Annotated in this window: 26 protein-coding genes; 21 read left to right on the top strand and 5 right to left on the bottom strand. The window is 45.6% G+C overall.

Annotated elements, in window-relative coordinates; translation table 11 throughout:
• The first annotated feature begins 110 nt into the window (after window positions 1-110).
• The 3 genes from AC0YOA_RS22715 (at window position 111) to AC0YOA_RS22705 (ending at window position 2,403) form a co-directional block, all read left to right on the top strand.
• Window positions 111-1,319 (top strand): macrolide family glycosyltransferase, encoded by a 1,209-nt coding sequence (locus tag AC0YOA_RS22715; protein ID WP_475788552.1) that lies wholly within the window; start codon window positions 111-113, stop codon window positions 1,317-1,319.
• A 244-nt stretch (window positions 1,320-1,563) separates the two neighbouring features.
• Entirely contained in the window at window positions 1,564-1,938 is a 375-nt protein-coding gene (locus tag AC0YOA_RS22710; RefSeq protein ID WP_475788551.1) for a MarR family winged helix-turn-helix transcriptional regulator, read from the top strand.
• Window positions 1,939-2,052: 114 nt separating this feature from the next.
• Window positions 2,053-2,403 (top strand): DoxX family protein, encoded by a 351-nt coding sequence (locus AC0YOA_RS22705; RefSeq protein WP_475788700.1) that lies wholly within the window; start codon window positions 2,053-2,055, stop codon window positions 2,401-2,403.
• 33 nt (window positions 2,404-2,436) lie between these two features.
• On the opposite strand, the gene AC0YOA_RS22700 is transcribed toward AC0YOA_RS22705, so the two are convergent.
• Entirely contained in the window at window positions 2,437-3,543 is a 1,107-nt protein-coding gene (locus AC0YOA_RS22700; RefSeq protein WP_475788550.1) for a CapA family protein, read from the bottom strand.
• Between the two features lie 356 nt (window positions 3,544-3,899).
• On the opposite strand from AC0YOA_RS22700, the gene AC0YOA_RS22695 reads away from it, so the two are divergent.
• Window positions 3,900-4,262 carry a hypothetical protein gene (locus tag AC0YOA_RS22695; protein ID WP_475788549.1) on the top strand — a complete coding sequence of 121 codons (363 nt, stop codon included), beginning with the start codon at window positions 3,900-3,902 and terminating at the stop codon, window positions 4,260-4,262.
• Between the two features lie 440 nt (window positions 4,263-4,702).
• On the opposite strand, the gene AC0YOA_RS22690 is transcribed toward AC0YOA_RS22695, so the two are convergent.
• Window positions 4,703-5,050, bottom strand: coding sequence for a winged helix-turn-helix transcriptional regulator (locus tag AC0YOA_RS22690; protein WP_475788548.1), 348 nt, complete (start codon window positions 5,048-5,050; stop codon window positions 4,703-4,705).
• Between the two features lie 480 nt (window positions 5,051-5,530).
• Here AC0YOA_RS22690 and AC0YOA_RS22685 point away from each other — a divergent pair, with 480 nt between their 5' ends.
• Entirely contained in the window at window positions 5,531-6,277 is a 747-nt protein-coding gene (locus AC0YOA_RS22685) for an SDR family NAD(P)-dependent oxidoreductase (protein WP_475788547.1), read from the top strand.
• A 217-nt stretch (window positions 6,278-6,494) separates the two neighbouring features.
• Here the strand turns inward: AC0YOA_RS22685 and AC0YOA_RS22680 are convergent, their stop codons facing one another.
• From AC0YOA_RS22680 to AC0YOA_RS22670, 3 genes are all read right to left on the bottom strand, one after another.
• Window positions 6,495-8,030: a DHA2 family efflux MFS transporter permease subunit gene (locus AC0YOA_RS22680; protein ID WP_475788546.1), complete on the bottom strand. Its 1,536-nt coding sequence runs from the start codon at window positions 8,028-8,030 to the stop codon at window positions 6,495-6,497.
• Between the two features lie 31 nt (window positions 8,031-8,061).
• Window positions 8,062-8,583, bottom strand: coding sequence for a helix-turn-helix transcriptional regulator (locus tag AC0YOA_RS22675; RefSeq protein WP_475788545.1), 522 nt, complete (start codon window positions 8,581-8,583; stop codon window positions 8,062-8,064).
• Between the two features lie 706 nt (window positions 8,584-9,289).
• The gene (locus AC0YOA_RS22670) at window positions 9,290-9,799 is read right to left on the bottom strand and encodes an RrF2 family transcriptional regulator (protein ID WP_475788544.1); all 510 of its coding nucleotides are present in this window, start codon (window positions 9,797-9,799) and stop codon (window positions 9,290-9,292) included.
• 230 nt (window positions 9,800-10,029) lie between these two features.
• Between AC0YOA_RS22670 and AC0YOA_RS22665 the strand changes: the two genes are divergently transcribed.
• From AC0YOA_RS22665 to sufC, 16 genes are all read left to right on the top strand, one after another.
• Window positions 10,030-10,473 (top strand): carboxymuconolactone decarboxylase family protein, encoded by a 444-nt coding sequence (locus AC0YOA_RS22665; protein ID WP_475788543.1) that lies wholly within the window; start codon window positions 10,030-10,032, stop codon window positions 10,471-10,473.
• A gap of 52 nt (window positions 10,474-10,525) precedes the next feature.
• Window positions 10,526-11,161 carry an FMN-dependent NADH-azoreductase gene (locus AC0YOA_RS22660; RefSeq protein WP_475788542.1) on the top strand — a complete coding sequence of 212 codons (636 nt, stop codon included), beginning with the start codon at window positions 10,526-10,528 and terminating at the stop codon, window positions 11,159-11,161.
• A 21-nt stretch (window positions 11,162-11,182) separates the two neighbouring features.
• Window positions 11,183-12,115: an EamA family transporter gene (locus tag AC0YOA_RS22655; protein ID WP_475788541.1), complete on the top strand. Its 933-nt coding sequence runs from the start codon at window positions 11,183-11,185 to the stop codon at window positions 12,113-12,115.
• A 215-nt stretch (window positions 12,116-12,330) separates the two neighbouring features.
• Entirely contained in the window at window positions 12,331-12,792 is a 462-nt protein-coding gene (locus tag AC0YOA_RS22650; RefSeq protein ID WP_475788540.1) for a carboxymuconolactone decarboxylase family protein, read from the top strand.
• A gap of 71 nt (window positions 12,793-12,863) precedes the next feature.
• Window positions 12,864-13,553 carry a YjjG family noncanonical pyrimidine nucleotidase gene (locus tag AC0YOA_RS22645; RefSeq protein ID WP_475788539.1) on the top strand — a complete coding sequence of 230 codons (690 nt, stop codon included), beginning with the start codon at window positions 12,864-12,866 and terminating at the stop codon, window positions 13,551-13,553.
• 299 nt (window positions 13,554-13,852) lie between these two features.
• Window positions 13,853-14,857, top strand: a complete 1,005-nt coding sequence (locus AC0YOA_RS22640) for an oxidoreductase (RefSeq protein ID WP_475788538.1) — start codon at window positions 13,853-13,855, stop codon at window positions 14,855-14,857.
• Window positions 14,858-15,416: 559 nt separating this feature from the next.
• A complete protein-coding gene (locus AC0YOA_RS22635) occupies window positions 15,417-15,719 on the top strand; it encodes a putative quinol monooxygenase (protein WP_475770782.1) in 303 nt (100 codons plus the stop codon).
• A 489-nt stretch (window positions 15,720-16,208) separates the two neighbouring features.
• Window positions 16,209-16,985, top strand: a complete 777-nt coding sequence (locus AC0YOA_RS22630; RefSeq protein ID WP_475788537.1) for a TerC family protein — start codon at window positions 16,209-16,211, stop codon at window positions 16,983-16,985.
• Window positions 16,986-17,252: 267 nt separating this feature from the next.
• Entirely contained in the window at window positions 17,253-17,936 is a 684-nt protein-coding gene (locus tag AC0YOA_RS22625) for an FMN-dependent NADH-azoreductase (RefSeq protein ID WP_475788536.1), read from the top strand.
• A 174-nt stretch (window positions 17,937-18,110) separates the two neighbouring features.
• The gene (locus AC0YOA_RS22620; protein WP_475788535.1) at window positions 18,111-19,265 is read left to right on the top strand and encodes a 1-deoxy-D-xylulose-5-phosphate reductoisomerase; all 1,155 of its coding nucleotides are present in this window, start codon (window positions 18,111-18,113) and stop codon (window positions 19,263-19,265) included.
• Between the two features lie 105 nt (window positions 19,266-19,370).
• On the top strand, window positions 19,371-20,585 hold the full coding sequence (locus tag AC0YOA_RS22615) for a CynX/NimT family MFS transporter (protein WP_475788534.1): 1,215 nt from the start codon (window positions 19,371-19,373) through the stop codon (window positions 20,583-20,585).
• Between the two features lie 105 nt (window positions 20,586-20,690).
• Window positions 20,691-21,398: a FadR/GntR family transcriptional regulator gene (locus AC0YOA_RS22610; RefSeq protein ID WP_475788533.1), complete on the top strand. Its 708-nt coding sequence runs from the start codon at window positions 20,691-20,693 to the stop codon at window positions 21,396-21,398.
• A gap of 119 nt (window positions 21,399-21,517) precedes the next feature.
• A complete protein-coding gene (locus AC0YOA_RS22605) occupies window positions 21,518-22,207 on the top strand; it encodes a FadR/GntR family transcriptional regulator (protein ID WP_475788532.1) in 690 nt (229 codons plus the stop codon).
• A 120-nt stretch (window positions 22,208-22,327) separates the two neighbouring features.
• Window positions 22,328-24,070: a phosphoenolpyruvate--protein phosphotransferase gene (ptsP, locus tag AC0YOA_RS22600; RefSeq protein WP_475788531.1), complete on the top strand. Its 1,743-nt coding sequence runs from the start codon at window positions 22,328-22,330 to the stop codon at window positions 24,068-24,070.
• A gap of 2 nt (window positions 24,071-24,072) precedes the next feature.
• Window positions 24,073-25,689 (top strand): citramalate synthase, encoded by a 1,617-nt coding sequence (gene cimA / locus AC0YOA_RS22595; RefSeq protein WP_475788530.1) that lies wholly within the window; start codon window positions 24,073-24,075, stop codon window positions 25,687-25,689.
• A 37-nt stretch (window positions 25,690-25,726) separates the two neighbouring features.
• A complete protein-coding gene (gene sufC / locus AC0YOA_RS22590) occupies window positions 25,727-26,506 on the top strand; it encodes a Fe-S cluster assembly ATPase SufC (RefSeq protein ID WP_475788529.1) in 780 nt (259 codons plus the stop codon).

Below are 26,506 nucleotides of genomic sequence, written 5' to 3'. Positions count from 1 at the left end.
TTGAGATTTTCAAGTATTGTACTATGATAAACTTGATTCCATTATTTGATTTCAGCGATAGTATGGGACAGTGCCCCTTACTCTAACCGTATACCGAAGGAGTGGTAGAAATGGCGCGTGTTTTATTTATTAATGGTGGATCAGAGGGACATATCAATCCAACGATTGGAGTTGTGCAGGAGCTTATTTCGCGGGGAGAAGAGGTCGTGTACTTTTCTATAGAAGCTTTTCGGGAGCGTATTGAGCAGACGGGAGCAACAGTTAGAACATTTGACGATCAAAAATTTATCAAAGCCTTTATCTCGGGTGGAAGAGATTATTTGCTCGAACGAATTAACGGTCTTTTGCTTACGGCAGATATAGTGATACCAAGCATCCTTGAACAGATCAAAGGAGAACATTTTGATTACATCATCCATGATTCCATGTTTGGTTGTGGACGTTTACTTGCTCAAATTCTTAAGCTTCCTGCAATCAGCTCTTGTACTTCTTTTGCGCAGACAAATGGTTCATTCGATAAAATGCTGGAACAATTATCTATAAAAATCCCTTCAGAAATCGTTAAACCTATAAATGATAAATTTCAAAGCCTGACGGCAATGGTGAAGGACAAATATGGTGTGGAGATCCATTCTCCTTACGAAGTATTTTGTAATCCTGCGTCGCTTACAATCGTTTATACAACAAGGGAGTTTCAACCTTATGGAGAAGCATTCGACCAAACTTATAAATTTGTAGGCCCATCCATCTCTTCACGATTCACTCAAGAAAACTTCGACTTAACTGCAATCGAGAGGACAAACCCCATTTACATTTCACTGGGTACAGTCTTTAATCAAGCCATTGATTTCTATAAGCTTTGTTTTGAGGCATTTGGGAGCACTGATCATACAATTGTCATGTCTATTGGGAATAGAACCCAAATTTCTGATTTAGGGGAAATTCCTAATAACTTCATCGTAAAAAATTATGTTCCACAAACTGATATACTGCAACACACTAAATTATTTATTACACATGGTGGAATGAACAGCACCAATGAAGGTCTCTATTATGGGGTTCCGCTAATTGTAATCCCACAAAGCGCGGATCAGCCGATGATTGCGGGGCGAGTCGCCAATATCGGAGCAGGCATTACATTACAAATGCAAAGCGTGACTGCAAGTCAACTGCGTGAAGCCGTAAATCATGTGTTAAGCCTCTCATCTTTCAAGAAAGCTGTTGCAAATATAAGGGAATCCTTTCGAAAATCAGGGGGACATCATCAAGCGGTTGACGAGATCTTCGAATTTAAAAATCAAAATCATATCCAAATATAAATTAAAAAGCTGCTGTTAGAGATATTCTGCAGCTTTGCTTTAAGTGAGTCAGATGCTAAAAGAATTCTGACGCTTACATCCGCTAAATTCTTAAAATCCCATTTGACAAACAAGAGAATTTAATCTATTTTATATGCTATAGCATATGTTAATTCGCTTATAGAGAAGAGGAGCATATATAGACAATAAAAATGTAGAATTATATAATCTCACTGGTTTCCTTGTTCATCGTACAGATGTGAAAATGAATAATTATTTTACAAAAAAGCTTAAACAATATGAAGTAACTCCTGACCAATGGGGAATTATCTGTGTACTTGACGGGGAAAGAGCAACGAGTCAGAAAGTGCTTGCCGAAGCCATTGACAGAGATCAAACCACTGTTGTAAGGATGATCTACTCACTTGAAAAAAAAGGAATCGTAAAAAGAATACAAAATGATTCTGACAGACGTTCCCACAACTTGTTCCTTAGCGACAAAGGAACGGGTCTCAAAACAAAGCTTTTGCCGATTGTAATGGCTGCTCATGATTATGTAACCAAAAATTTGAGCAAGGAGGAACTTCTAGAGTTGCATGCGCTCCTTGATAAACTGTATTCAAGCGTAAAATATGAGTAAGTGTTAATCCTTTTATCCGAGAATCCGAATTTTAATATCAGGTTACACACTAAGAAACCCCTTTTATATGCTATAGCATATAAAAGACGAATATTGAAAACTGGAAAGAGAGTGATTACGGATATGTTATTGATTATTTTGAAAGTTATAGTGGGCATTTTCTTCATGATTACAGGTACTACAATAATCTCTGGAAAAATGGCAAATGAGTTTAGACGATTTGGCCTTCCCTCCATATTTAATTTCTTAACAGGGTGTATTGAAATTGTATGCGCTATTGGGATGATTGTGGGAATATGGTTTCCGATCGCGGCGTTGTTATCCGGATTACTGTTGGGAGCGACAATGCTTGCTGCAGCCTTTGTTCTGCTTATGATCGCACGTGATCCATTTAAAAAAGCTATTCCATCTATAATACTTTGTCTGCTGTCTATTACGATTGCACTTTATCACTTTGATTTCTGATATTGAATCGGGAGATGTGAACAAGTACGGTAATCAGGGGGCGTCTTCCGGAAACGGCAATATCCCCTTGTACATGCGTATTGTGCTTTGATAGGCGCGTTTCATCCGCGTCAGTTGTTCCGCGGGAAATTCGTCCCGCTTTCGGATCGCTTCTTGAAGCGGCACGATGCGGCATTTCGCGGGGTGGCCATGCTTTGCGATGCTTACCCAGGTTGGTATTCCCTCGACGCCAGTGAGCCGGACGGAGCCATTGGAGTTTTTGCGGAGCTTGAGGCGAACGATGATGCCGGTCAGGGCGGCGTCCTTACGGTGCAGCCGGGTGGAGATAAAGTTGCCGAGCGAGTAGATGGCGAACCGTTTTCTCGTCCGTCCCCAGACGTCCTTCACAGTTCTGATCACCGCCGGCTGAAGGACATGCGGATGCGAGCCCAGCACCACGTCCGCGCCGTGCCGGAACAGGAAGTGGACCCACTCCTTCTGATTGGCGGCAGGGCTGTGTTCATACTCGAATCCAAAGTGCATGGACACGATAATAAAATCAGCGGCGGCCTGCAACCGTTTCAGGTCGTTTTTTATTTTCGCGCGGTTGAGCTTTTTGACGCCAGCGGGTTGCCCCTTGGGTATAGGCATGCCGTTCGTGTCCCGCGTATACGACAGGATGCCGATACGGATGCCTTTGACATTCCGCACGCAGAGCCCCCGCGATTCCAGCGCAGTTCGATATGTTCCGGCGTGGGCGAGGCCGTACTTGTCGAGCACGTCCAGCGTCCTTTTGAGCCCGCGAACGCCGTAGTCCGCGCAATGGTTGTTGGCTGTGGCGAGCACATCGAAGCCGGCAGCTGACAGCGACTGCGCGAAGGCGTCAGGGCTTTTGAACAGCGGATTGCCGTTCTTCGGATTGCGCATTGTCTTCCGAAAGCCTGCATCTGGACCTCCTGCGAAGGTAGTCTCCAGGTTGCCAATCGTAAGATGTGCGTCCTGCAAATAATAGGCGACTGGTTCGAACATCCGCTCGTACTTGTAGTTTGCCCCTCCTTGATCGTCCGTGCCGCCCCCATGCCCGTCGGTACGAAGCAACCGGTTGAGCAGCGGCTTCATCAAGAGATCACCGACTGCCGCAACGACAATTTCCTGTGACATCCCATCGTCCCCCGATCGATTAGGCTAAAATCCGTTATGCCACCATATGCTGTCCGGGATGACTTGGTGTTTGGGACCGATTCGGGAACGAAAACGAGGCTTCGGCCGCCCCGGCAGATGACGTTGTATCTGAGGGTAGGCATCTCAAGAATGAAGAATCCATAATGGAACAAGCAAAACCACCTTGAATTCAGGTGGTTTTTTGATATAGCCTCACAGCAAAACAAATCGATTCGGTATTTTCGTAGTCTATGAATCTATCGGCGCCCCTTTTCAGATAGAGATGGTATATATCCAAACCGTTGTTCTCTCACGGCATAAGATAGAGTATCAAGTCCAAAGGAGGTTGATGAAAGATGTCAATTGTAACATATTCAACAGGCCCAGTAGAAAATGCGATCAATATCAGTACATTGCCGGGTGAATCCAGAACGTTTTTAGTAAAAGCGGTAAACAATGGCTGTTCCAGCGCAAGGGTTAAAATTCAATTGTTCCGTTTGAACGGAACGAAGGTTCTAGTTGCTACAAGAACATTTACACTTGCTGCAGGATCATCCGACTACCGTGTATTAAACGTCGCTCAACTGTTTCAATTCGAAGTTCAAATCAAGACAGACAGCAAGAAAGTGCTTGTATCCGGATGGGGGAAAAATGCATCCGGACGGCTGGTAGCCGCTCACCGTTATACGCCAGAAGAATTCGCCAAAAAAGTAAACTAATCACTTCTGCCGCAGAATTCAACCTCATTTCAACCTTTTTAAAATATCCATGCCCGCTTGCGGGCATGGATATTTTAGCTATAGTGTTCTCCAAAACCGGAACAACACCGTGACCTTGCCCTGAAAAAGCAGACGATTATGGCGGGAGTGCTCCAAGCACCCCCGTTTTGTGCGTTTTAAATGAAAACTATGAAATAATTTAATCATCAAACTTGCTCATTTTACAGGGGGCATATGTCAAATAATGCTACTAAGCTTGTGCCGTGTATGTGCTTTGAATTTCCGCATATGGGATACAGACAAGCTCTGACACACTTCTAAAGCTCCTTCTATAAGCTGACTTCCATTGCCCAATCTTGCGATCAGGTAAGACAAGAAAGTCCCCAAACCTGTCATTTATTGAATGACAGGCCTGGGGACAACAACAAATCGTTTTTTCATTATTCCAAATGCAAAATTTCGAACTCATCCTGAGCGAATGATTTCTCTGCATAATTTCCACCCCAGGTGCAAAGCGATCTCAAAATTGGTTCAAGCGATTGACAAAGCTCTGTAATTGAATATTCGACTTTCGGAGGTACTTGATTGTACATTTTCCTACTGATAAGTCCACTCGCTTCTAATTCTCTCAGCGTTTGAATGAGCATTTTTTGAGTAATATTGGGTATCAGTCTCTTTAGCTCGCTCGTCCGTTTTGGGCACTTTATCACATGGTATAAAATAAGCCCCTTCCATTTCCCTCCGATTACCTCCAAAGTAACCTCCAGGTCACAGTAATAAGTTTTCATTTTTGAAATAACATCTCCCGATTACAGTTATCACTTTTTAATTACTATATAACAAAAAAGTGTGTACTTTATTTATTATTACGATTAATTCATAATATCATTCGCTAGCGTACATGAATAGCTCTTACAGCCGCCATCATGTCGTACGTCGTACTGAATGCTGTATTTTGGGACACTCGAAATGAGACTGAATTATATGAAAGTGCAGCCCGCTTCTTTACAACCACTTTTACAATTGGAAGGGTATGTGAAGAAGAGCGGTGTATGAGGAAATGTCAAGAATCCTTATGAAGCTGCTTATTTTACTCAATTATCACTTTTTGGTGACTATATAACAAAAAAGTGTGTACTTTTATTTCGGTTACTTTTGATCCATAATAGCAACTATAAGAAGTTCAGTACCTAACCTTTTTTCGAAGGAAAATGGCAATTAGGACTTCCTATACGAAACTAAAATTATTCTTAAAGGAGAGTCATAATATGGGTAAGTTTGATGGTAAAGTAGCGGTTGTAACAGGAGGCACCAGCGGTATTGGTCTTGCAACAGCACAGCAGTTTGCAAAAGAAGGCGCGCATGTTTTTATTACAGGCCGCAGACAAAGTGAACTGGATGCAGCGGTGAAGCTGATTGGGAAGAATGCAACGGGAGTTCAAGGCGATATTTCCAAGTTGGCAGATTTGGACAAGCTCTACGAAACCGTGAAGCAAGAGAAAGGACATTTGGATATCCTCGTTGCAAATGCGGGGTTGGGATCCTTGCTTCCACTAGGTGAAATTACAGAAGAGCATTATTACAAAACATTTGACGTCAATGTAAAAGGAACCATATTCACGGTGCAAAAGGCATTACCGTTGTTTCTGAATAAGACAGGTTCGATTATTCTGACGGGGTCCACAGCTGGGACAGCGGGGATGCCGGCGTTTAGTATCTATGGCGCATCGAAGGCGGCAATAAGACAGTTGATCCGCAGCTGGATTCTGGATCTGAAAGGAACAGGAATTCGTGTCAACGTCCTTAGTCCGGGAACCGTTCATACACCGGCTTACGATGACTTATTCGGAGCCGAGTTAAATAACTTCCTTGAACAGGCCAAGAATGAAATACCGCTAGGCAGAGTGGGGAAAGCCGAAGAAATCGCGAATGCCGTCATGTTCCTGGCCTCTAATGAAAGCAGCTATATAAATGGGATTGAATTATTCGTAGATGGCGGAGTTGCACAAATTTAATTCGGAATTATACCCTAAGATCTTTAATGGATGACAATTCGCATGAGCTGCAAAGAGATCGCGCATAATAATTGAACCGCGTGATTGCCCGCTGCACTGCAGGTGTCCGGAACGCATCGGCATGAAAATGCTTCGAAAAACATCCCCGCCGTTATTATCAGGCAGGGATGTTTTTGATAGCGGAGCGAAAGCTGGTGGGCCGTTCGTTCCGGGCAGACTAGGCAGTATGCACGACGGGCGCATTTTCCTCATCCGTTTCCGGCTTCTTCTGCAGGCGCGCATTGCCGAGGGTAAGGGCGATGATTGCGCCCGTGGCCATTACGAATAAGGCAAGGATGAAGCCGTGGGAGATGGCGTTTCCGATCGCATTTCTCATGAAGGCAAGCAGATCTGCCGGCATTTCCGATGCACCGCGGAGAACCGTCTCCGGATTGGTCAGCGTCGCCGCCTGCTGGTCTGGGATTTGGAATTTGGCGATTGCCTCCAGTGAGGAGTTCTTCAGACTCGCATTGACGAGCACAGCCATGATGGAAGCGCCCATCACGCCGCCAATATTGCGCCAGAAGCCGACGACGGAGGAGGAGATGCCGATGTATTTCGTATCTACGGCCATCGCAACCGCGCTCTGGCCCATGCTCATGAGCGGTCCGATCACGCCGAGACCCAGCAGAATCATGATGCTGATGAGCTGCCAATACGGCATATCCGGCGAGAGATTCATGAGCAGGAGAGAGGCGACGACGCCGAGCGCCATATTCACGAACATCACCGACCGGAAACGAAACTTGGCCGAGATGAAACCAGCCACGATCGCGCCTCCGATCAGCGAGGCCATCATCGGCGTCAGGACGCCGTTGGAATTGGCCTTGCCGAGCACGCTGGTTGCATAGAGCGGCAGATACGTGATGGCTGAGAACATGATGAATCCCTGGCAGAAGCAGAGCAGGCTTGTGCCGAGCACCAGTCGATGCTTGAAAATGGAGAGGGGGAGCATCGGCTCTTCGGCTTTGGATTCCACCCGCAGGAATGAGACCGCGCCGATCACGCCGATTGCGAATAGTCCGATGATCTGCCAGGAGCTCCAGGCATAATCCTTGCCGCCAAGCTCCAGCGCGAGCAGGACGGAGACGGTCGTCACAATTAGCAGCACTGCGCCGAGATAATCGATCTTTGGCTTGCGCTCGGCCTTCGATTCGCGAAGGGAGAAGAGCAGCACGAGCATCGACGCGATGCCGATCGGCAGGTTGACGTAGAAGCACCAGCGCCAGCTGAAATGCTCCGAGATCAGCGTCCCGAGCTGAGGGCCGGCGACGGACGACAAGCCGAATACGGCGCCCATGACCCCGGACAGTTTGGCAGCCTGCTTGGGGTCGCCGAACAAGGTGAAGATAATGGAGAACGAAATCGGGAATACAGAGCCAGAGCCGATGCCCTGGATGACGCGGAACCAGATCAGCTGATCGATCGTTTGCGCCATGCCGCAGAGAGCAGAGCCGATAAGGAATAAGGATATGCCAATCAGGTAAAACTTCTTGCGACCGAACAAATCGGACAGTTTGCCGAAAATCAGCATGGTGCTGGTGGCCGCAAGCATGTAGGCGGTAAATACCCACGAGATTTTCTCGAAGCCCCCGATGTTCTCGATGACTTTGTTGACGCTGGCGGACACGATCGTATTATCCAGCGAAGCCATCAGCAATCCTAACGCCATGGACAGGACGATCAGTCCCGTATGTTTCGAAGCTGTTGACATGAGCAGTGCCACTCCTTCCAAGATTTAAGTCTTATTCCGATTCCGTCAGTTTCCGCAGGGCCTCATGCAGGGTTCGGGTCTTGGCCGCATTCAACTCGAACCCGATCTCGAGACATAGCGTCTTCGACGGCGGCATGCCTGGCGTGATCTTCTGCTTCATGCGTCCCAGCTGCTCGCCGGACGCCTCGGACTTGCGGATCTCGTCGCGAACCCAATCGGTCAGCGTATCCGTGTCCATGTATTCCCCGAAAAACATCCGCACGAGGAAATCCGAACGGAAGCTGTCCTTCTCCAACGGCGATTCGAGAAAAGCTTGAAACTGCTGGCGTCCGGCATCGGTCAGCGAATACACGTTTTTGTTCGGCCTCCCGTCTTGAATGACGTTTTCCTTGATGATAAACCCCTGCGCCTCCAGCTTCGCGAGCGTCGGGTAGATCGTGCCGAAGCTGGCATCGAAAAAGAAAGACAGCGGCATCTCGAGCATTTGCTTGATTTCGTACCCGGACAACGGCTGGCGGTGAAGCAAGCCTAGTATGACATCTTGACTGTTCATTTTAATATTGGCCTCCCGCGGTACAGTTTGATGATGGATTTAATATATCAGTTCGACATATATCGAGTCAACATATAATTTGACTATTGGTCTGCCATCGTCGAGGAGGCATGACGAACTGTTTAAAGGTTTAACAACCAATCAGGACGGCTGCCTTTAACAAAAGCCCCTTAAGTGAACGTCAAATAGCCCCCAATTGTTCATAGACTGGGGGCTGCTATATGCTTAATTCGTTAATACCCTGTTTTTTTTGAGGAGATTATCTCATGATCGGTTTCCGGTTTGTAGGTGGGGAAGGTTTGACGCTTACATGACAACAGAGTTGAGTACTCCAGTTATTCGATTATTTTATAGGCTCATTACCCTGCGCAGGCAGCATTCTTAGTTAAAGAAAAGAAAACGGAATCATGCAATTTATTTATGGGATCAAGTTCCTGTCAATTGCCAATGACAAGAACTTGATCTCATTCGCGATGGACGACATAAATGGTCGTACGGAAAGAAAAAGAGTTCTCCGAAGCAGCCATGTTTATTGACGGGAATCAATAGTGGATTTCACTATAATAACGTGAAAATCCTCGACACGCAGTCCTACAACTGCGACATGTCCAGGATCCAAGGGAGCTGTCCATTTTAAAATTGGTTAAATTCTCAATTTCAATAACAGCTTTGCATATTTATTCAATAAGTGTTCCATTTAAATCCATTAAACATTGTTGCTGTTGCTACTAGCAAAATATTCACGGGTATCTTTGCGCGATTGAGGGGTCAATACGCGATCAAGCTCTTCATTCAACCAAGTTAGTGACTTTTTGCGAAGAAGATTGCGCATACTATCTTCTGCTTCAAGCATAGCTAAGTTTATCACACAGGAAGAAGCTCGAGTGCATGCTGCAAAGTCTTCATCACGGCATAGATAGCTATTATCTTTGATGTTTTTACATTGAAAAATGGGGGCTGCACCTTCAACAGCTTCAACTACATCCCAAAAAGAAATATCTGCAGGAGACCTGGCTAATTTATAGCCTCCTTTTACACCAGGGACTGAGCTTACGATACCAGCTTTTGTTAATTTACTGAAGATCTTCGAAAGATAGGTCTCTGAAACACCTTGAAAAGCGGAAAGCTCTTTAATCCCGATGGTTGAATCAGGAGGAATATCAATTAGATAGACCAAGCAATGCAGGCCATATTCAACGCCAATACTATACTGCATACAAACACCTGCTTTCTAGATAAAAAGGTTGTTATTAATCATCTTAGGTTGATTTAAAACCCTTGTCAAATGAGGGTAATTGGGTATTTTCAGCTAAATGACCCATGATTTTTGGTTGACAGCCACAAATGAAAGGTTTATATTGTGGATGAGGTTAATCGACGATAAACATTGTCAGCGTTACACTTCATAAGGCAAGATAAAATTTGTTGTTCATGGAGGAGATTACTATGAAGGTTAGATTAAATCATATGAGTGCAAGCCCAGGTGCTGTGCAAACGATGATGAAGCTGGAAGGGTTTATTAAGACGAGTGGGTTGGATGCAAAGCTATATGAATTAATTAAGATCAGAGCATCACAAATTAACGGGTGTGCTTATTGTATAGACATGCATACACGGGATTCACGGAAAATGGGCGAAACGGAGCAGCGGATTTATTTACTTAACGCGTGGCGCGAAGCCCCCTTTTATTCTGACAAAGAAAGAGTGGTGCTTGAGCTTACGGAAGCTGTAACCCGTATTTCCGAGCAAGGCGTGCCGCAGGAATTGTATGAAAGAGTTCGGGCACATGTAGATGAGGCAGAATATGTGGCAATTATTATGGCAATCAATACCATTAATTCATGGAATCGTATCGCCATCTCCACGGGGATGTTCCCTGATAAGGAGTAAAGAGAAGCTTACTAAAGATTAGGTACTGATTAACCTCAAGGAGGGATCAATCATGTCAACCGTTTTATATGTGACCGCACACCCGCTGGATAAGAGTGCATCCCATAGTTTGTCCGTAGGCCACGAGTTTATCCAAGCCTACCGTGAAGCAAATCCTAACGATGAAGTTATTCATCTGGATCTATATAAAACGGATATCCCGCAGCTGGACGCTGAAGTGTTACGTAGCTGGGACCAATTGAAAAGAGGCAGTTCTTTTGATCAATTGAGCTCGGATGCTCAGGCTAAAGTGGCACGTTTGGGTGAACTGGTTGATCAATTTCTCACTGCAGATAAAATCGTTGTCGTCAATCCAGTTTGGAATTATTTGTTCCCACCTGTATTGAAAGCTTATATTGACGCCATATGCATACCCGGAAAAACAGTTAATTACACGCCAGAAGGCATAATTGGCTTAGCTTCTGACAAAAAATTGCTTCATATTCAGGCTTCCGGCAGCGTGCTCTCTGAGGGACCAGCGGCAGGCTTCGAATTCAGCCACCGATACTTGACAGCTGTATCCAAATTCATAGGCATACCTTCAATTGAAGTTATTTATATCGAAGGCACTGGAGCTGCACCAGATCAAGCATCTTCTATTAAAGGAAAAGCCATTCAACAAGCGCTTGAACTGGCCAAAAGCTTCTAAGCCAGTAGATTCATTTCTAATATGAAGAAATACATTTTATTTGTTTTAGCCGGGGCGTGCAGCTTTGGTTTATTATCTACTTTTGTAAAGAAAGCTTATGATTCTGGTTTCAATGTTGGCGAAGTCGTCGGCAGTCAAAACCTGTTCGGTGTGATTATGCTGTGGATATTGGTATTCGTGAACGCGAAATCTGCCAAGCAACCCGCTGCGTTGCATACATTTAAAGTAACAAGGCGTCAAGCGCTCTCGCTCATGGCCGTAGGAACGACAACAGGCTTAACGGGAATGCTTTACTATTCAGCGCTCCAGCATATTTCGGCTTCATTCGCGATTATCTTGTTGTTTCAATTTACGTGGATGGGCATCCTGCTGGAAGCAGCAGTTGAACGAAAACGTCCTGGTAAAGATAAAATTTTATCGCTCGTCATCTTGTTTGTCGGCATTATTATGGCAAGCGGATATTTGGGTGGGAGCAAGGAAGCAGTATCCTGGATAGGTGTTGCTCTTGGCTTGTTGGCTGCCGTTACCTATGCGCTCTTCATTTGGTTTAGCGGGAAAACAGCCAAACAAGTCGATCCGATCACACGAAGCGCGATTATGCTGTCTGGCTCATTTATTCTCGCTATGTTGGTGTTTCCGCCGCATTTTCTTATAAATGGATCTATGCACGATGGGCTTGTACCCTGGGCGCTGCTGCTGGCTCTCTTCGGTATTGTCATCCCGCCGCTGTTCTATGCCATCGGCGTACCGCGTGTTGGCGGCGGACTGGCTACTATCTTGAGTGCGGCTGAACTGCCGACGGCCGTCATGATGTCGTACATCGTACTGAATGAGTCTGTCAACTGGCTGCAGTGGCTTGGTGTGGGGATCACAATGTTCGGTATTGCCCTGCCTGAGCTTATGAAGCGCAAGAAGAGACAATCCGAACTTGTCGGCGCAAATGGAAGTTCGTAATCTTCGGTCTTTTCTTACAAAAGGCGGACGCGAAATCGTGAAGGAATATTTGCGATCTAAAGCTGGCAGAATATTTATGGTCATGGAATTGCAGCGTATAAAGCGATGGACTTGTAAGAAAGTAAGAAAGTAAGAAAGTAAGAAAGTAAGAAAGTAAGAAAGTAATAAAGTATTAATTACGTTAACCACAAAAAAATTAAGAGGTGTATGGAAACATGGAAATGAGACTGAATTATATGAAAGTGCAGCCCGGTTCTTTACAAACACTTTTACAATTGGAAGGGTATGTGAAGAAGAGCGGTCTTGACCACAAGCTGTGGGAGCTGATTAAGATTCGTGCCTCGCAAATTAATGGCTGCGCCTACTGCCTGGATATGCATACGAAAGATGCGCGTGCGATGGGGGAGACGGAGCAGCGATTGTATTTGCTTAATGCATGGCGGGAAGCTCCATTCTATACGGAAGCGGAGCGTGCCGCATTAGCATTAACGGAAGCGGTGACCAAAATTTCCGATGCTGGTGTGCCGCAGGAATTGTACGAACAAGTTCGAAAGCATTTCGACGAGGGCGAATTTGTCAATTTGATTATGGCGATTAATGCGATCAACTCCTGGAATCGAATGGGGATTTCAACGGGTATGGTACCTGGAGAATATCAGCCGGCCGCAAGCAAATAACTGCAGGCGAAATCCCCGTACATCGACTATGTACGGGGATTATCATTTATTTATATTTAAGGGGAGGAAAAATGAGGTATAAAATACTTCTGTTTGATTTAGATGATACCTTGTTAGATTTCGGCGCTAATGAAACGGATTCGTTAACCAAATTGTTTCAGCATTACGGCTATACTTTATCGGATGAGTTGTTTCGAATATATAATGCCGTCAACAAACAACTATGGGCTGAATATGAAAATGGAATTATTGTATTGGATGATGTGCTAAACGCAAGATTTTCAGAAACAATGTTAAGACTGGGAGAAGTTGTGGATGGCATTGAATGGGAAAATCTGTATCGGGAGCTTTTGGGCAATGGAAGTCAGCTTATGGAAGGAGCTTTAGAATTGTGTCAGAGATTGTCTGCCTCCCATAGACTGTTTGTTATTACGAATGGTATAACCCAAACTCAGATCAAGCGATTGAAGCAGTCAGGCTTGCATGGGTTCTTTGAAGACATTTTTGATTCTCAAAGCATTGGATCCCAAAAGCCATCAACAGCATTTTTCGATTACGTGATGAGTCATATTAAAGATTTTAATATAAAGGAAGCACTTATTATCGGGGATTCATTAAATACCGATATAAAAGGTGGCGTTCTGTCAGGAATTGACACCTGCTGGTTTAACACAAAGTCACAAAAAGGTACTGCAGAAATTCAAAGTACCTACACGGTCACAAGCTTAGTGGAATTATATGACATCTGCTCCCAAAGCTAGAGATAGGCTCACCGATATACTGATGTTGGCCGATGAGCCGTGTTCCGGAGGCTTTTTCGTCAAGATGCGGTAAGCGCTTTACCGCGAATGCGGCTCATGAATGATGACCGGGAGAGCCACAATGAGAATCGGGAACAAGTAAATCATTCAATTATCACATTTTTGATACTATGTAACTAATAAGTAAGTGCTACTATATAGTAAACTTATGAACTATAATTACAACAAGCAAGCTGTATGAACCACAAGTTGGACGATGAAGCCAGACGAAAGATAACGACTAGGAGGAACAACAAGAGATGCATACTAATAACTCTTATAAGATAACACCACAGGAGCCGATTCCATCGGGCTTCGGCAAGCAAACAACGGCGAAAGATGCACTCGGCGGACGCGACTTAAGCGGCAAGGTCGCCATCGTGACCGGCGGATACTCCGGACTAGGACTCGAAACATCCCGCGTTCTGGCGGAAGCCGGAGCTACAGTTATCGTGCCTGCGCGCACTGCGGAGAAAGCTCGGGTTTCAATCGCCGGCATCCCGCGGATGGAGCTAGAGGAGATGGATCTGATGGATCCGGCTTCAATCGATGCATTCTCACAGCGGTTTCTTGATTCTGGACGGTCCTTGGATATCCTCGTCAACAGCGCCGGCATTATGGCATCCCCACTGGTGCGCGACGCACGCGGCTTCGAATCCCAATTTTCCACGAATCATCTGGGGCACTACCAATTGACTGCGCGGCTCTGGCCAGCCTTGAAACAAGCGGGAAGCGCGCGAGTCGTCTCGCTCTCATCAGGGGCAGTCTTTTTTGGAGGCGTAAATTTCGACGATCCGAACTTCGAACGGCGAGAGTATGATAAATGGAAAGCATACGGTGAGTCAAAGTCAGCCAACGCGCTGTTTGCCGTTGAGTTGGACAGGCAAGGTCATGCACACGGCGTCCGTGCCTTCTCCGTTCATCCCGGCGTAATCAAGACCGACCTGGCTCGTTTTTTGTCGGACGAGGAGCTGCGTGCCATGGGTATTATAGATGAACAAGGACATCCTGTTAATGATCCGTCCCTTGGATATAAGACGGTCGAACAGGGCGCTGCGACTAGTGTCTGGTGTGCGACCAGTACGCAGCTGGATGGAAGGGGTGGCGTTTACTGCGAGAACGTCGATATTACAAAGGCAGTCCCGGCGGACACTCCGGTAAGTTTGACAGTCTCGGGCGTGCCGCCTTGGGCTATCGATCCCGCTTCGGCGAAACGGCTCTGGCAGCTCAGTGAAGAGATGACTGGTGTGAAGTTCACGATCTGAGGGGATATGTTCCGGACGTAAAGGTAGTCTTTGTAGAACGCACACGTAAAAATAAAAACAATCCTATGTTGGGCAAGCTGTCGAGGTATCCTCGACAGCTTTTATTGTTGTGACGGCAAAATCACATATGGAAATTCTAACTCCCATGGCAGGCCGGGTCTTTATGAATCCCTCGGATATTGCTGCCTCTTGATTCGTGCCGGAATATCCACACGTTTGACTGGTGCGAGTCTGTAAGATCACGTTGGATACAGGGGAGAGTTTGTATCTGGCGGATCACCGCGCTTCTTGAAAAAAAGAATAAACGATTGGAATGCCTGACTATTTTTGTCAGGGGTAGAGGATTATAATCATTATGAGGATGAAGAAAATCCCAAGAGGAATGGTGGAACGGCGATTCCGGACGCTTCAGGGAAAGTAGATTTGGACCATGACAAAGGCAGACAGTATGTGATTAATCTTCTGAATGCTACGCTCGGGAAAGCCGCTTACTGCCAAGAAGCCAACATCCTATGAAGTGATGTTATTTGGTATCTTACAAGAAGAAAGGGAGATGACGATGAGTAAATACGCCATGTTTGGAAAATTGACAGCCCACCCGGGGAAACGCGAAGAACTCGCGAAGATGATGCTGGAATCCAGTGAAACGCTGAACGATATGGAGGGTTGTATCTATTATATTCTACATGCGGCTGAAGAAGATCCGGACGATCTGTGGATCACCGAGCTGTGGGAGAGTCAGGAAGCGCATACCGCGTCTCTGAAGAACGAGAACGTGCTTGCGCTCATCGGGCGCTGCCGGCATTTAATCGCCGGGGGGAGCGCCGTTAAGGTTCGGCCGCTCGGGGGAAAAGGGTTTTAAATCACGAGGTGTACTAAAAAAATATCGGTGATCTGACCCGGCTAGGTGAGCAATCGGCTTCTCGAAGGTCGACGATCCCCTCCGAGGATGACGAATTCGTCCTGAACTGTTATTGAAGATGAAAGTACATATGCCGGTTTACAAAAACATTGTCCGAATGAAGCCCGCGTAAACCGCGGGATTTTTTTTGCTGGTGGATCAAGTTCTTGTCATTTGGTGATGATAAGAATTCGATCCGATTTCCGTTTTGTGACAAAAACATTGTCCGATTGCCGACAGTAAGGGAAGCATCAAGTTAACGGGCTGTTCTTGCTGACAGCTGGTCAGAGGCATGGCTGAATCACCAATAGAGCCGTTTTAAACATTGTTTTCGAAGGCCTGTAAAAAAAAATGAACTCCATCGGTGACTTATTCCGTATACCTATTGCGGACTAATCTGATTTTGTCGGCTCATTATACTTACAATCGTTGAAAAGGGGAGAATGTAAATTGGATTCATTGTGGTTGGAGTATGCGTGGGCACTACTAATACTTATCGGTTTGGAAGGATTGCTGTCTGCTGACAATGCGCTCGTATTGGCTGTTATCGCGAAGCATTTGCCGGAGGAACAGAAGAAGAAAGCCATCAACTATGGGATCATTATGGCTTTTGTTTTCCGTTTCGCCGCTCTCTTTGCGATATCATTTATTGCGAACGTCTGGCAAATACAGGCGATCGGAGCTGCTTACCTTCTATACCTTGGGTTAAAGCACATCATCAAAGCGCGTTTTGGCAAGGAAAACGAGAACATTCGCGAGGACATAAAGACAGATGCCGCAGGAAAAGGCTTCTGGCCAACCGTGGGGAAAATCGCTCTTGCAGATCTCGCCTTTGCGATTGATTCCATTCTTGCTGCAGTAGCTCTGGCACTTGGTCTCCCGGATTCTCCGCTTGGTGATTTTGGTGGTATGGACGGAGGAAAATTCCTGATTGTCGTGCTTGGCGGAATCGCTGGGCTCATCCTGATCAAATTTGCGGCCACATGGTTTGTAAAGCTGCTTGGTCAACGGCCGGCACTCGAGACCACGGCTTATGCGATCGTGGCATGGGTCGGCGTGAAGCTCGCTGTCATTACGCTGGCTCATGAAGATATCGGCGTGTTAGAGCATCATTTTCCGCATAGTACAGTCTGGACATCTATCTTCTATGTAGTGTTGGTTGCAATAGCCCTATTCGGTTGGTTTGCGCCTTCGACTAAAAAACAATCGCAGGCTGATCAGATCTAGGCTTCACACCCAGACTTCCCTTTCTAAGCTGACAGGTGGCCATCCTTTAAAGGATGGCCATTTTGCATTTTGACTGACCTCAAAGAATTAAATTAAAATATAATACATATATATAAATAAATGGTAATTAATTAAAGCGTACGTTACGCGTTGTCACAAAAGGAATCGCAGCATCGTTATATGTATGAACGCGGAAGCACACTGCAGCGTAGTTTGTCGAAGTATTTTTTTCATTACCCCAAATTTATCAAAAGGACGTGTTTTTTCATGTTGAACAGATTGAACTCTCTTTTTACCACTAATCCCGAAACACCAGGAAAAAAAGTATTGTACATCACTGCAAACCCAAGCATTGTTGAAGGCTCCTTCAGCCTTTCCGTCGGTAAAGAGTTCCTGGATGCTTACCATGCAGCAAATCCCAACGATGAGATTTATCACATTGACCTGTTTCAATCGGAAATTCCTTTCCTTGACAGCGAAATATTTGGCGCTTGGGGCAAACTGCAATCAGGCACTGCATTTGATCAACTAACCGCTTCCGAGCAAGCCAAAGTCGGCCGTCTGGGTGAACTGGTCGATCAATTCCTGGAAGCAGACAAATACATCTTTGTGAACCCGGTTTGGAACTTCTCTTACCCGCCAGTGCTTAAAGCGTACATCGATGCCATCTTTGTAGCCGGAAAAACATTCCACTATACTGCTGATGGTCCAGTTGGTCTGCTCACTGAGAAAAAAGCATTCCAAATCCAGGCAAGCGGCAGCGTATTGTCCGAAGGCGGATACGCAGGTTTCGAAATGGCTCACCGCCACCTTGATGCTGCATTGAAATTCCTGGGCGTACCGAGCTTCGAGGCCGTTTATGTAGAAGGCATGGCCGCACTCTCCGACAAAACGCAAGAAATTAAAGACAAAGCGGTTGCGAAAGCCCGCGAAGCCGCAAAACATTTCTAAGACCAACCTTCTTGCGTCTCGGTGCGCACTTCAAGAAGAAACGGAGGCTCGGTCAAGGAGTTCTAATTTTTTCTTAATTGGAGCTCCTTCGAGTATAAAGTTATCCTCGAAGACTTATCGTTGCAGCAGCGCGAACAACCAAATGGATACACCTTTATCTCCAGGGAGGCTGTCATGAAGAAAATCAGTATTTTAGGTTCGAGCGGTTCAATTGGCAAGTCTACGCTGGACGTGGTAAGAAAGCATCCGGATAGATTCAAAATAATCGGATTAGCCGCAAACCAAAGGATTGATGATTTAATTGAGCAGGCTCATGAATTTCGTCCGACAATCGTGTCCGTAGGAAATCGCGAACTGGCGCGAAAAGTTAAAGCTCAGGTAGATGACTCCGTAATTGTTTGTTATGGAGAGAAGGGGCTTATTGATGTTGCCTGCTGTGAAGAGGCGGACCTGGTGATGAACTCTGTCACGGGAGCAACAGGCATTATACCGACGATCAAGGCTCTTCATGCAGGAAAAGACGTTGCTATTGCCAATAAAGAAACCTTGGTAGCAGCAGGCTGTGTAGTAACCAAGCTGGCCAAGGAAAAGGGCTGTAAGCTTATACCTGTTGATAGTGAGCATTCTGCCATATATCAATGTTTGAATGGAGAAGCGAGAGATCAACTGTCCAAGCTGATTATCACAGCGTCGGGAGGAGCCTTCAGGGATTTAACCAAGCAGGAAATGACGGGATTGAGGGCCAGTGATGCCCTTCAGCATCCAAATTGGAGCATGGGAGAAAAAATAACGATCGATTGCGCCACCTTGATGAATAAGGGCTTTGAGGTCATCGAGGCGCATTGGTTGTTTGAAGTCCCGTATGAGCAAATCGAAGTGTTGATACACCGGCAAAGTGTTATTCACTCTATGGTTGAATTCGTTGACGGATCTATCATTGCTCAAATGGGCATGCCCGATATGCGAGTGCCGATTCAATATGCGCTTGAATATCCCAATCGTCTTAAAAGTGATTATCCCAAACTTGATTTATCCTTGATTGCACAACTCAATTTTGAAAAACCGGATATGGCCCGCTTCCCATGCTTGAGTTACGCTATCGAAGCTGGGAAACAAGGGGGAACGATGCCGGCTGTCATTAATGCCGCGAATGAGATCGTCAATTTTTCTTTTCGCAGAAACGAAGCGTGTTTTTCGGATTTCGAAAAAATATTGGATGAGGTATTGTCGAGTCATCATAATATTCAAAATCCTCAACTAGAAGATATTCTTCATGCAGATGCCTGGGCAAGAGAAAAGGCGGAATTATTAATCAAGCGGCAAAGTTGACCCTATGCAGGGAGAATTCTATTCTCAAACATCTGATGAATAGATGAATATTTAGTTTAATGATTGATTTTGAAGACTTAAATAATAGAAATGGAGGAAGCATAAATGAAATCCAAACCTAACAACAACTCCATTCATTCGGAATCCAATTTTCCGGCCTGGCTGCTTCTCCTGGGAGTTGTTTTGATTGCGGCTAATTTACGCGCCCCGTTAACTTCGGTAGGGCCCCTAATAGGGACCATCCAGGAGGATTTAGGGATATCGTATACGTTAGCGGGCTTAATTACCACTCTTCCTCTAATCGCATTCGCTTTGATGTCGCCGTTTGCCCCGAAGATGGCCCGCAAATATGGAATATCCTCTGTTCTGTTTGGATCGATGCTCCTTCTGATTCTTGGCATTGTGCTGCGTTCAGCGTGGAATATCGGTTTAATGCTGATCGGGACGGTCTTTTTAGGTCTGGCAATAGCCATTTGCAATGTATTAATGCCAAGTCTGATCAAGGAGAAGTATCCTTTGAAAATCGGAATAATGATTGGCGTTTATCTGGTGGCGATGAATCTTGGCGGCGCTATTGCATCTGGAATTAGTGTGCCGGTGGCTAACCAGACAGGTTTAGGCTGGAAGGGAGCTTTGGGTCTATGGGGACTTCTTGCTGTGATAACCATTCTCTTATGGATTCCTCAACTGGGGCGCCAGCAAGAAAAAGCGAGGATAGCGACGTCGAGCCAAAAGCGGACGAATTTGTGGAAGTCCACTCTCGCCTGGCATGTGACACTTTTTATGGGGCTGCAATCCATGCTATTCTTTATCTTTATTTCATGGTTACCTGAGATTCTCACAAGCCAAGGGATAAGCTCGGATTACGCAGGGTGGATACTATCAATTATGCAGTTCGCTTTACTTCCCGTTACTTTTTTCGTGCCTATTTTGGCTAGGCGTATGAACAATCAAATCGGCATTATTTTCCTGACGGCACTCTTCTTCTTCGTTGGTATTGGGGGGCTGCTTTCCGGAAATCATCTGGTCATGCTTTGGGCTATTTTTATCGGAATTGGTGCAGGCTCAGCATTTAGTCTTGCGATGACATTATTCGGATTGCGAACTACAAACATGCATGACGCAACTGAATTATCCGGGATGGCTCAATCGGTAGGATATCTGTTGGCCGCGGCAGGACCTATACTTTTCGGTTATCTGCATGATTTGACCAACGGATGGAAGGTTCCGCTTATCGTGCTGCTCGTCATAACCATTCTAATGCTTATTTTCGGTATTGCTTCCGGTCGCAGCCGAGTAATCGAAGAGGTGAATTCATGAGTAAACCAACGGCTTTTACGTATGCTGTGAGGTCCCATCCATTTAATCAACAGTCTGTTGTTCGAGAGGTTCTGTTGTGTTATGATTCAAACAGGAGATGATTAGATGAATTCGAAAATTTCATTTCATACCATAAGCCGTCCGAAGCTGGTGGATGATGTTGTTAATCAGCTGCAAAAGAAAATTTCCGATGGGGAGATTCAGCAGGGTAGTAAAATTCCCACAGAACCCGAATTGATGGAGCAATTTGGTGTAGGCCGATCTACCGTACGCGAAGCGGTAAGAGTGTTGGTCCATGCCGGTTTACTGGAGAAGAAGCAAGGCTTTGGTACGTATTTAACGACAAATTCGGGCATTCAGGAGCCTTTGTCAAACCGGTTGCGCAGAGCAGAGATTTTGGAGGTTTATGAAGTACGTAAAATGCTGGAATTGGAAATTTCAAAATTAGCTGCAGAGCGCCGTGACGACAACGATCTCGCAAACATGCGCAGCGCATTGGACCAACGGTTGCAAGCATTGCAAAAGAGCGATATGGACGCCTATATAAATGCTGACATCTCCTTTCATTTGTCGATAGCAAAGGCAAGTAAAAATAGCGTTGCCGCAGATTTGTTTCAATCCTTCTCTTCTGTGCTTTCAGATGCGCTTCAAAAATTGGCGAAGGATCCGAATATCCATGATCCGCAGCATCCTGTTCATGAGAATTTATACCAGGCTATAAAGGATAAAGATATGACTGCAGCGGCACATTGGACATTAAAAAATTTAGATAAAACGGTAGTGCAGCTAAAAGCTTTTCTTCAACAGGAGTAAGTTGTTCTCTTGTATCCTGAAACATCAGATGATATCATGAATTGAATGGATGGAATGACTGGCCAAATTCATAATGAACGGGGCGGATAGGCATTTCTTTCGTTCAGGGAGAGGGTGAAATGAAAGCAAAAGATCTGTTTCGAGCCTTGAATCGACCGAAATTGGTTGACGAGGTGGTTAAACAGCTGCAAAGGAAATTTTCTGATGGTGAAATGCAATACGGGCAGAAAATTCCGACTGAGCCTAAACTAATGGAACAATTCGGCGTAGGACGTTCGACCATCCGGGAAGCGGTAAGGGTTTTGGTCCATTCCGGGCTGCTTGAGAAAAAACAAGGATTCGGTACCTATTTGATTGCCAGGCCAGTTATTCAGGAACCGTTGCTTCACCGGCTTAGAAGAGCGGAGATTCTGGAAGTGTATGAGGTAAGGAGTATGCTGGAGCTGGAGATTTCCGGATTGGCAGCTCTCCGGCGAGAAGACAAGGATATTGCGCAGATGAGAAGCGCATTGGATCAATGTGTTCTGGCGTTGCATGCAGGGGACATGAGAACTTATCTGAATGCAGATATTGCCTTTCATCTCTCTGTAGCTGTTGCCAGTAAAAACAGTATTGCGGCTGATTTATTTCGATCATTTTCATCCGTCATCCTGGATGCAAACACAATGCTGTATAAGAATCAAAGCTTTCACAAATCACAGCATTTCTTTCATGAAAACCTATACCAGGCCATTAAAGATAAAAATGTGGGCGAAGCCTTAAAATGGACGTTGAAGAATTTGAATGAAACCATTGATCAGCAGAAATAACCATTTGTTTATCACGCCTTTAAACATCAGATGATATCATGAATATTATGTTGCTGGCTTTTAATCTAATGAACACATTGTGCTAACTGCAGTTCATGATGGATGAAAGGGGGAATGCTCATGATCATCAAAGGCATTTCGGCATCACCAGGTATTGAGATAGGAAAAAGCTATATGTTGAATAAGGCTAAGTTAGCCGTTCCTCAATATACAATTTCTATTTCACAGATTGAGAATGAAGCGGCGCGGCTGCAGCGTGCGATTGATGCTGCGGCCGAAGAAATAAGACAGGATAAGCAAAAGGTCTTTTCCGTAATGGGAGCTGAACAGGCGGCTATATTCGATGCTTATCTCTCTTTATTGTATGACCCGGCTATTATTGCTGAAGTTGAGCAGCGCTTATCGAAAGAGCTGATGAATGTTGAATGGACTTACGAACATGTGACGAGAGAGTTTTCAATTATTTTTGAAAAATTGGATGACGATTATATGAAAGAACGTGCTCCAGACGTGAGGGATCTTGCACAACGTGTCATACGGAAGCTCCTGGGTATTATGCCTGCGGCTAGTCATCGCCTGACACACCCGGTGATATTAATTGCGGACGAATTGGCGCCTTCGGATGTCGCACAACTAACGATTGACAAAGTTATGGGAGTCATATTGGAAACTGGCGGACTGACCTCGCATACTGTCATCATGATGCGTTCAAAAGGAATCCCCGTTATCGTGGGGGTTGAGGGAAGCGCACTGTCACATATAAGAGATGATGAGATGATTATTGTAGACGGAGATAAGGGAGAGGTTTGTATTGAACCAACCCAAGAGGAATGGTGTAAGTATCTTGGCTACATTGATGGAAAACATGTGTTAGAACAACGATTAGACTTAACGAGAAAAAAACCGGCTCAAACCCTGGATGGGCAAGTTATCAGGCTTTCCGCAAATATTAGTATGCCTGATGAAATCGTGGAGGCTCTTGAATTGGGGGTAGACGGGATTGGGCTTTTTCGTACAGAGTATCTCTTCATGGATCGCTATGCGCCGCCATCTGAGGAAGAACAGTTTATCATATATCGCAATGCGATCCAATCTTTGCAAGGAAAGCCCCTTGTGTTCCGGATAATGGACATTGGCGGGGATAAGCAAGTCCGCTTTTATTCCTTTCCCCTGGAGGAAAACCCTTCACTTGGCTACCGTGGCATACGATTTTGTCTGGGGGAGCCTGATTTACTGGAAACCCAATTACGGGCGATCCTGCGGGCCAGCATGTATGGAAAAGTGAAAGTCTTATATCCGATGATCTCATCCTTACAACAAATACGCGCAGTTAAGGTATTCATGAAGGAAGTGGAGGCACAACTTCTGAAAGAGGGGATGGCATACGACCCGCATCTGGAAATTGGCATGATGATTGAAGTTCCTGCAGCAGCCCTGCTGGCTGATTTGTTCGCACATGAAGTGGATTTTTTCAGCATTGGGACGAATGATCTGATTCAATTCACATTAGCTGTGGATCGCATGAATGATAAAATAGCCACCTCGTATGATCCGTATCATCCGGCAGTCATCCGTCTGGTTAAACGAGCATTGGATACGGGAAAACAGTCTGGAATTCCTGTCAGTCTATGCGGTGAAATGGCAGGGGATCCAGCAGCGGTTCCTTTATTGCTAGGGCTTGGGCTGCGAGAGTTTAGCGTGGGGAATAGTTCGGTTCTAAAAGTGAAAGACAGAATTGGTGAGATATCCATTGCAGATGCTGAAGCAACTGTGAATCATATTCTTGGTCTCACCGATAGTGAGCAGGTTATGCAGCAATTGACAAGCTATATGACTAATCCTATTCCTATTGGGAGGAAATAAAGATGAGCAATCAGGTTTTTGTATTCGATACTACGCTTCGTGATGGAACGCAGGGTGAAGGTGTCAGCTTTACTGCAGAGGATAAAATAAAAATTGCGCGCAAGCTTGATGAGCTTGGCGTTCATTATATTGAGGGCGGCAATCCTGGAAGCAACAAAAAGGATATCGAATTTTTTGAACGTGCGAGGAACTTGAAGCTGCGGGCAAAAGTAACGGCTTTTGGCAGTACGCGGCGTAAGGACACAATAGCGGAGCATGATGTTAATTTAAATCGAATTATGGAATCCGGGGTCAGTACGGCAGCCTTGGTGGGCAAATCATGGGATTATCAAGTGACAACGGCTCTGCAAACCACATTGGAAGAGAATCTGGCCATGATCTATGATTCATTTCGCTATTTGAAGCATAAAGGAATGGAAACCATTTACGATGCCGAGCACTTTTTCGACGGATTTAAACGGAACCCGGAATACGCCATCGCTGCGATCCGCAAAGCCGAAGAAGCCGGTGCGGATTGGATTGTGTTATGTGACACAAATGGCGGCAGTCTTCCTGGCGAAATCGCGGAGATTGTGGCTCATGTCCGGACGCTTGTTCACACGCCACTTGGCTTGCATCCTCATAATGATTGCGATCTGGCTGTAGCGAATACGATGGCAGCTGTGCAGGCCGGAGTCCGTCAGGTTCAGGGCACCATTAACGGATACGGAGAGCGATGCGGCAACGTGAATTTATGCTCGCTTGTACCCAACCTGCAGCTCAAGCTGGGATATGAGTGTTTCAGTGATGAACAGCTCGCCTTATTAACCGGGAGTGCACGATTTGTGAGCGAGATCGCCAATGTACACATGCCTGTCAATCAGCCGTACGTCGGAGCTGCCGCTTTTGCGCATAAGGGTGGCATTCATGTATCTGCCATTATGAAGGATCCGAAAACGTACGAGCATATCGCTCCTGAGCTGGTGGGCAACAAACAGCGAATTCTTGTATCCGAGCTATCGGGGCAAAGCAATATCATTGTAAAGGCCCAGGAGATGAAATTGAACATCAATTTGGAGAGCAGCGAAACGCGGTTGATTATGAATAAAATCAAAGATTTGGAGCATCAAGGTTATCAATTTGAAGGAGCGGATGCATCCCTGGAATTGTTGCTCAGAGAGGGCAGCGGCGAAATTGAAGAAATGTTCACATTAGAATCGTTTAAAGTCCTCGTTGAAAAGGCTTCCTCCAATGGCGTTAAATCGGAGGCGATAGTGAAATTGAAAGTTCGAGGACAAACCGTTTATATGGCTGCGGAAGGTAACGGCCCGGTCAACGCGCTCGATCGTGCTCTTCGTAAAGCATTACACCAGTTCTATCCGCAAATCGAGCAGATGCACATGTCCGATTACAAAGTACGTGTGCTGGATGAGAAGGATGCTACTGCGGCTAAAGTGCGTGTATTGGTCGAATCCTCAGGTTTCGGAAGTATGTGGAGCACAGTGGGCGTATCCGGGAATGTCATCGAGGCAAGCTGGAATGCTCTGGTTGACAGCATCCGTTATGCACTGATTGGAAGAGCGTCAGCCAGTCATTTAAATAACAATCCTAATCAAGATAGGGGTTTGGTTAACCATTAATCCCATAGGAATTAAACAGGAGGGAGCAAGAATATTCATGACAAAATTGATCATAAACGGTTTGAAGGCATCGATCGAAGGCAAACAAATTTTGAAAGGCATTAATCTCGAGATCAATGGAGGTGAAGTCCACGCCGTAATGGGCCCGAATGGGACTGGTAAAAGCACGCTGGCTTCTGTTCTCATGGGACATCCGAAATATGATGGAACCGATGGATTCGCGAGTCTCGATGGGGTCGATTTGCTTGAAATAGATGTGGACGAACGTGCAGGGGCCGGATTGTTCCTTGCGATGCAATATCCGAGTGAGATTACCGGCGTAACCAATGCCGATTTTTTGCGAAGTGCAATGAATGCTCGCCGCGGCGAGGGTAAGGAACTATCACTTATAAAATTCATTCGTCTAATGGAAGCCCGGATGAAAAATCTGGAGATGAATCCGGAGTTTGCCCACCGCTATTTGAATGAGGGATTCTCGGGCGGCGAAAAGAAACGAAATGAAATTCTCCAAATGATGCTGCTGGAACCCAAAGTCGCCATTTTGGATGAAATTGATTCCGGTCTGGATATTGATGCACTCCGCATTGTGGCCGATGGTGTGAATGCAATGCGAACAGAGGAACGGTCTTTCTTGATTATTACTCATTATCAGCGTTTGCTGACCTATATTAAACCCGACTATGTACACGTCATGATGCAGGGACGCATCGTTAAATCCGGCGGCCCGGAGCTTGCTCATAAGGTGGAAGCGGAGGGTTATGACTGGATTAAGGAAGAACTGGGCATCACAGATGAAACAGTTGGGCAGGTGGAATAG

This window comes from Paenibacillus sp. JT22N12, from assembly GCF_056269365.1.
This window is presented reverse-complemented; position numbering and strand designations above follow the sequence as displayed.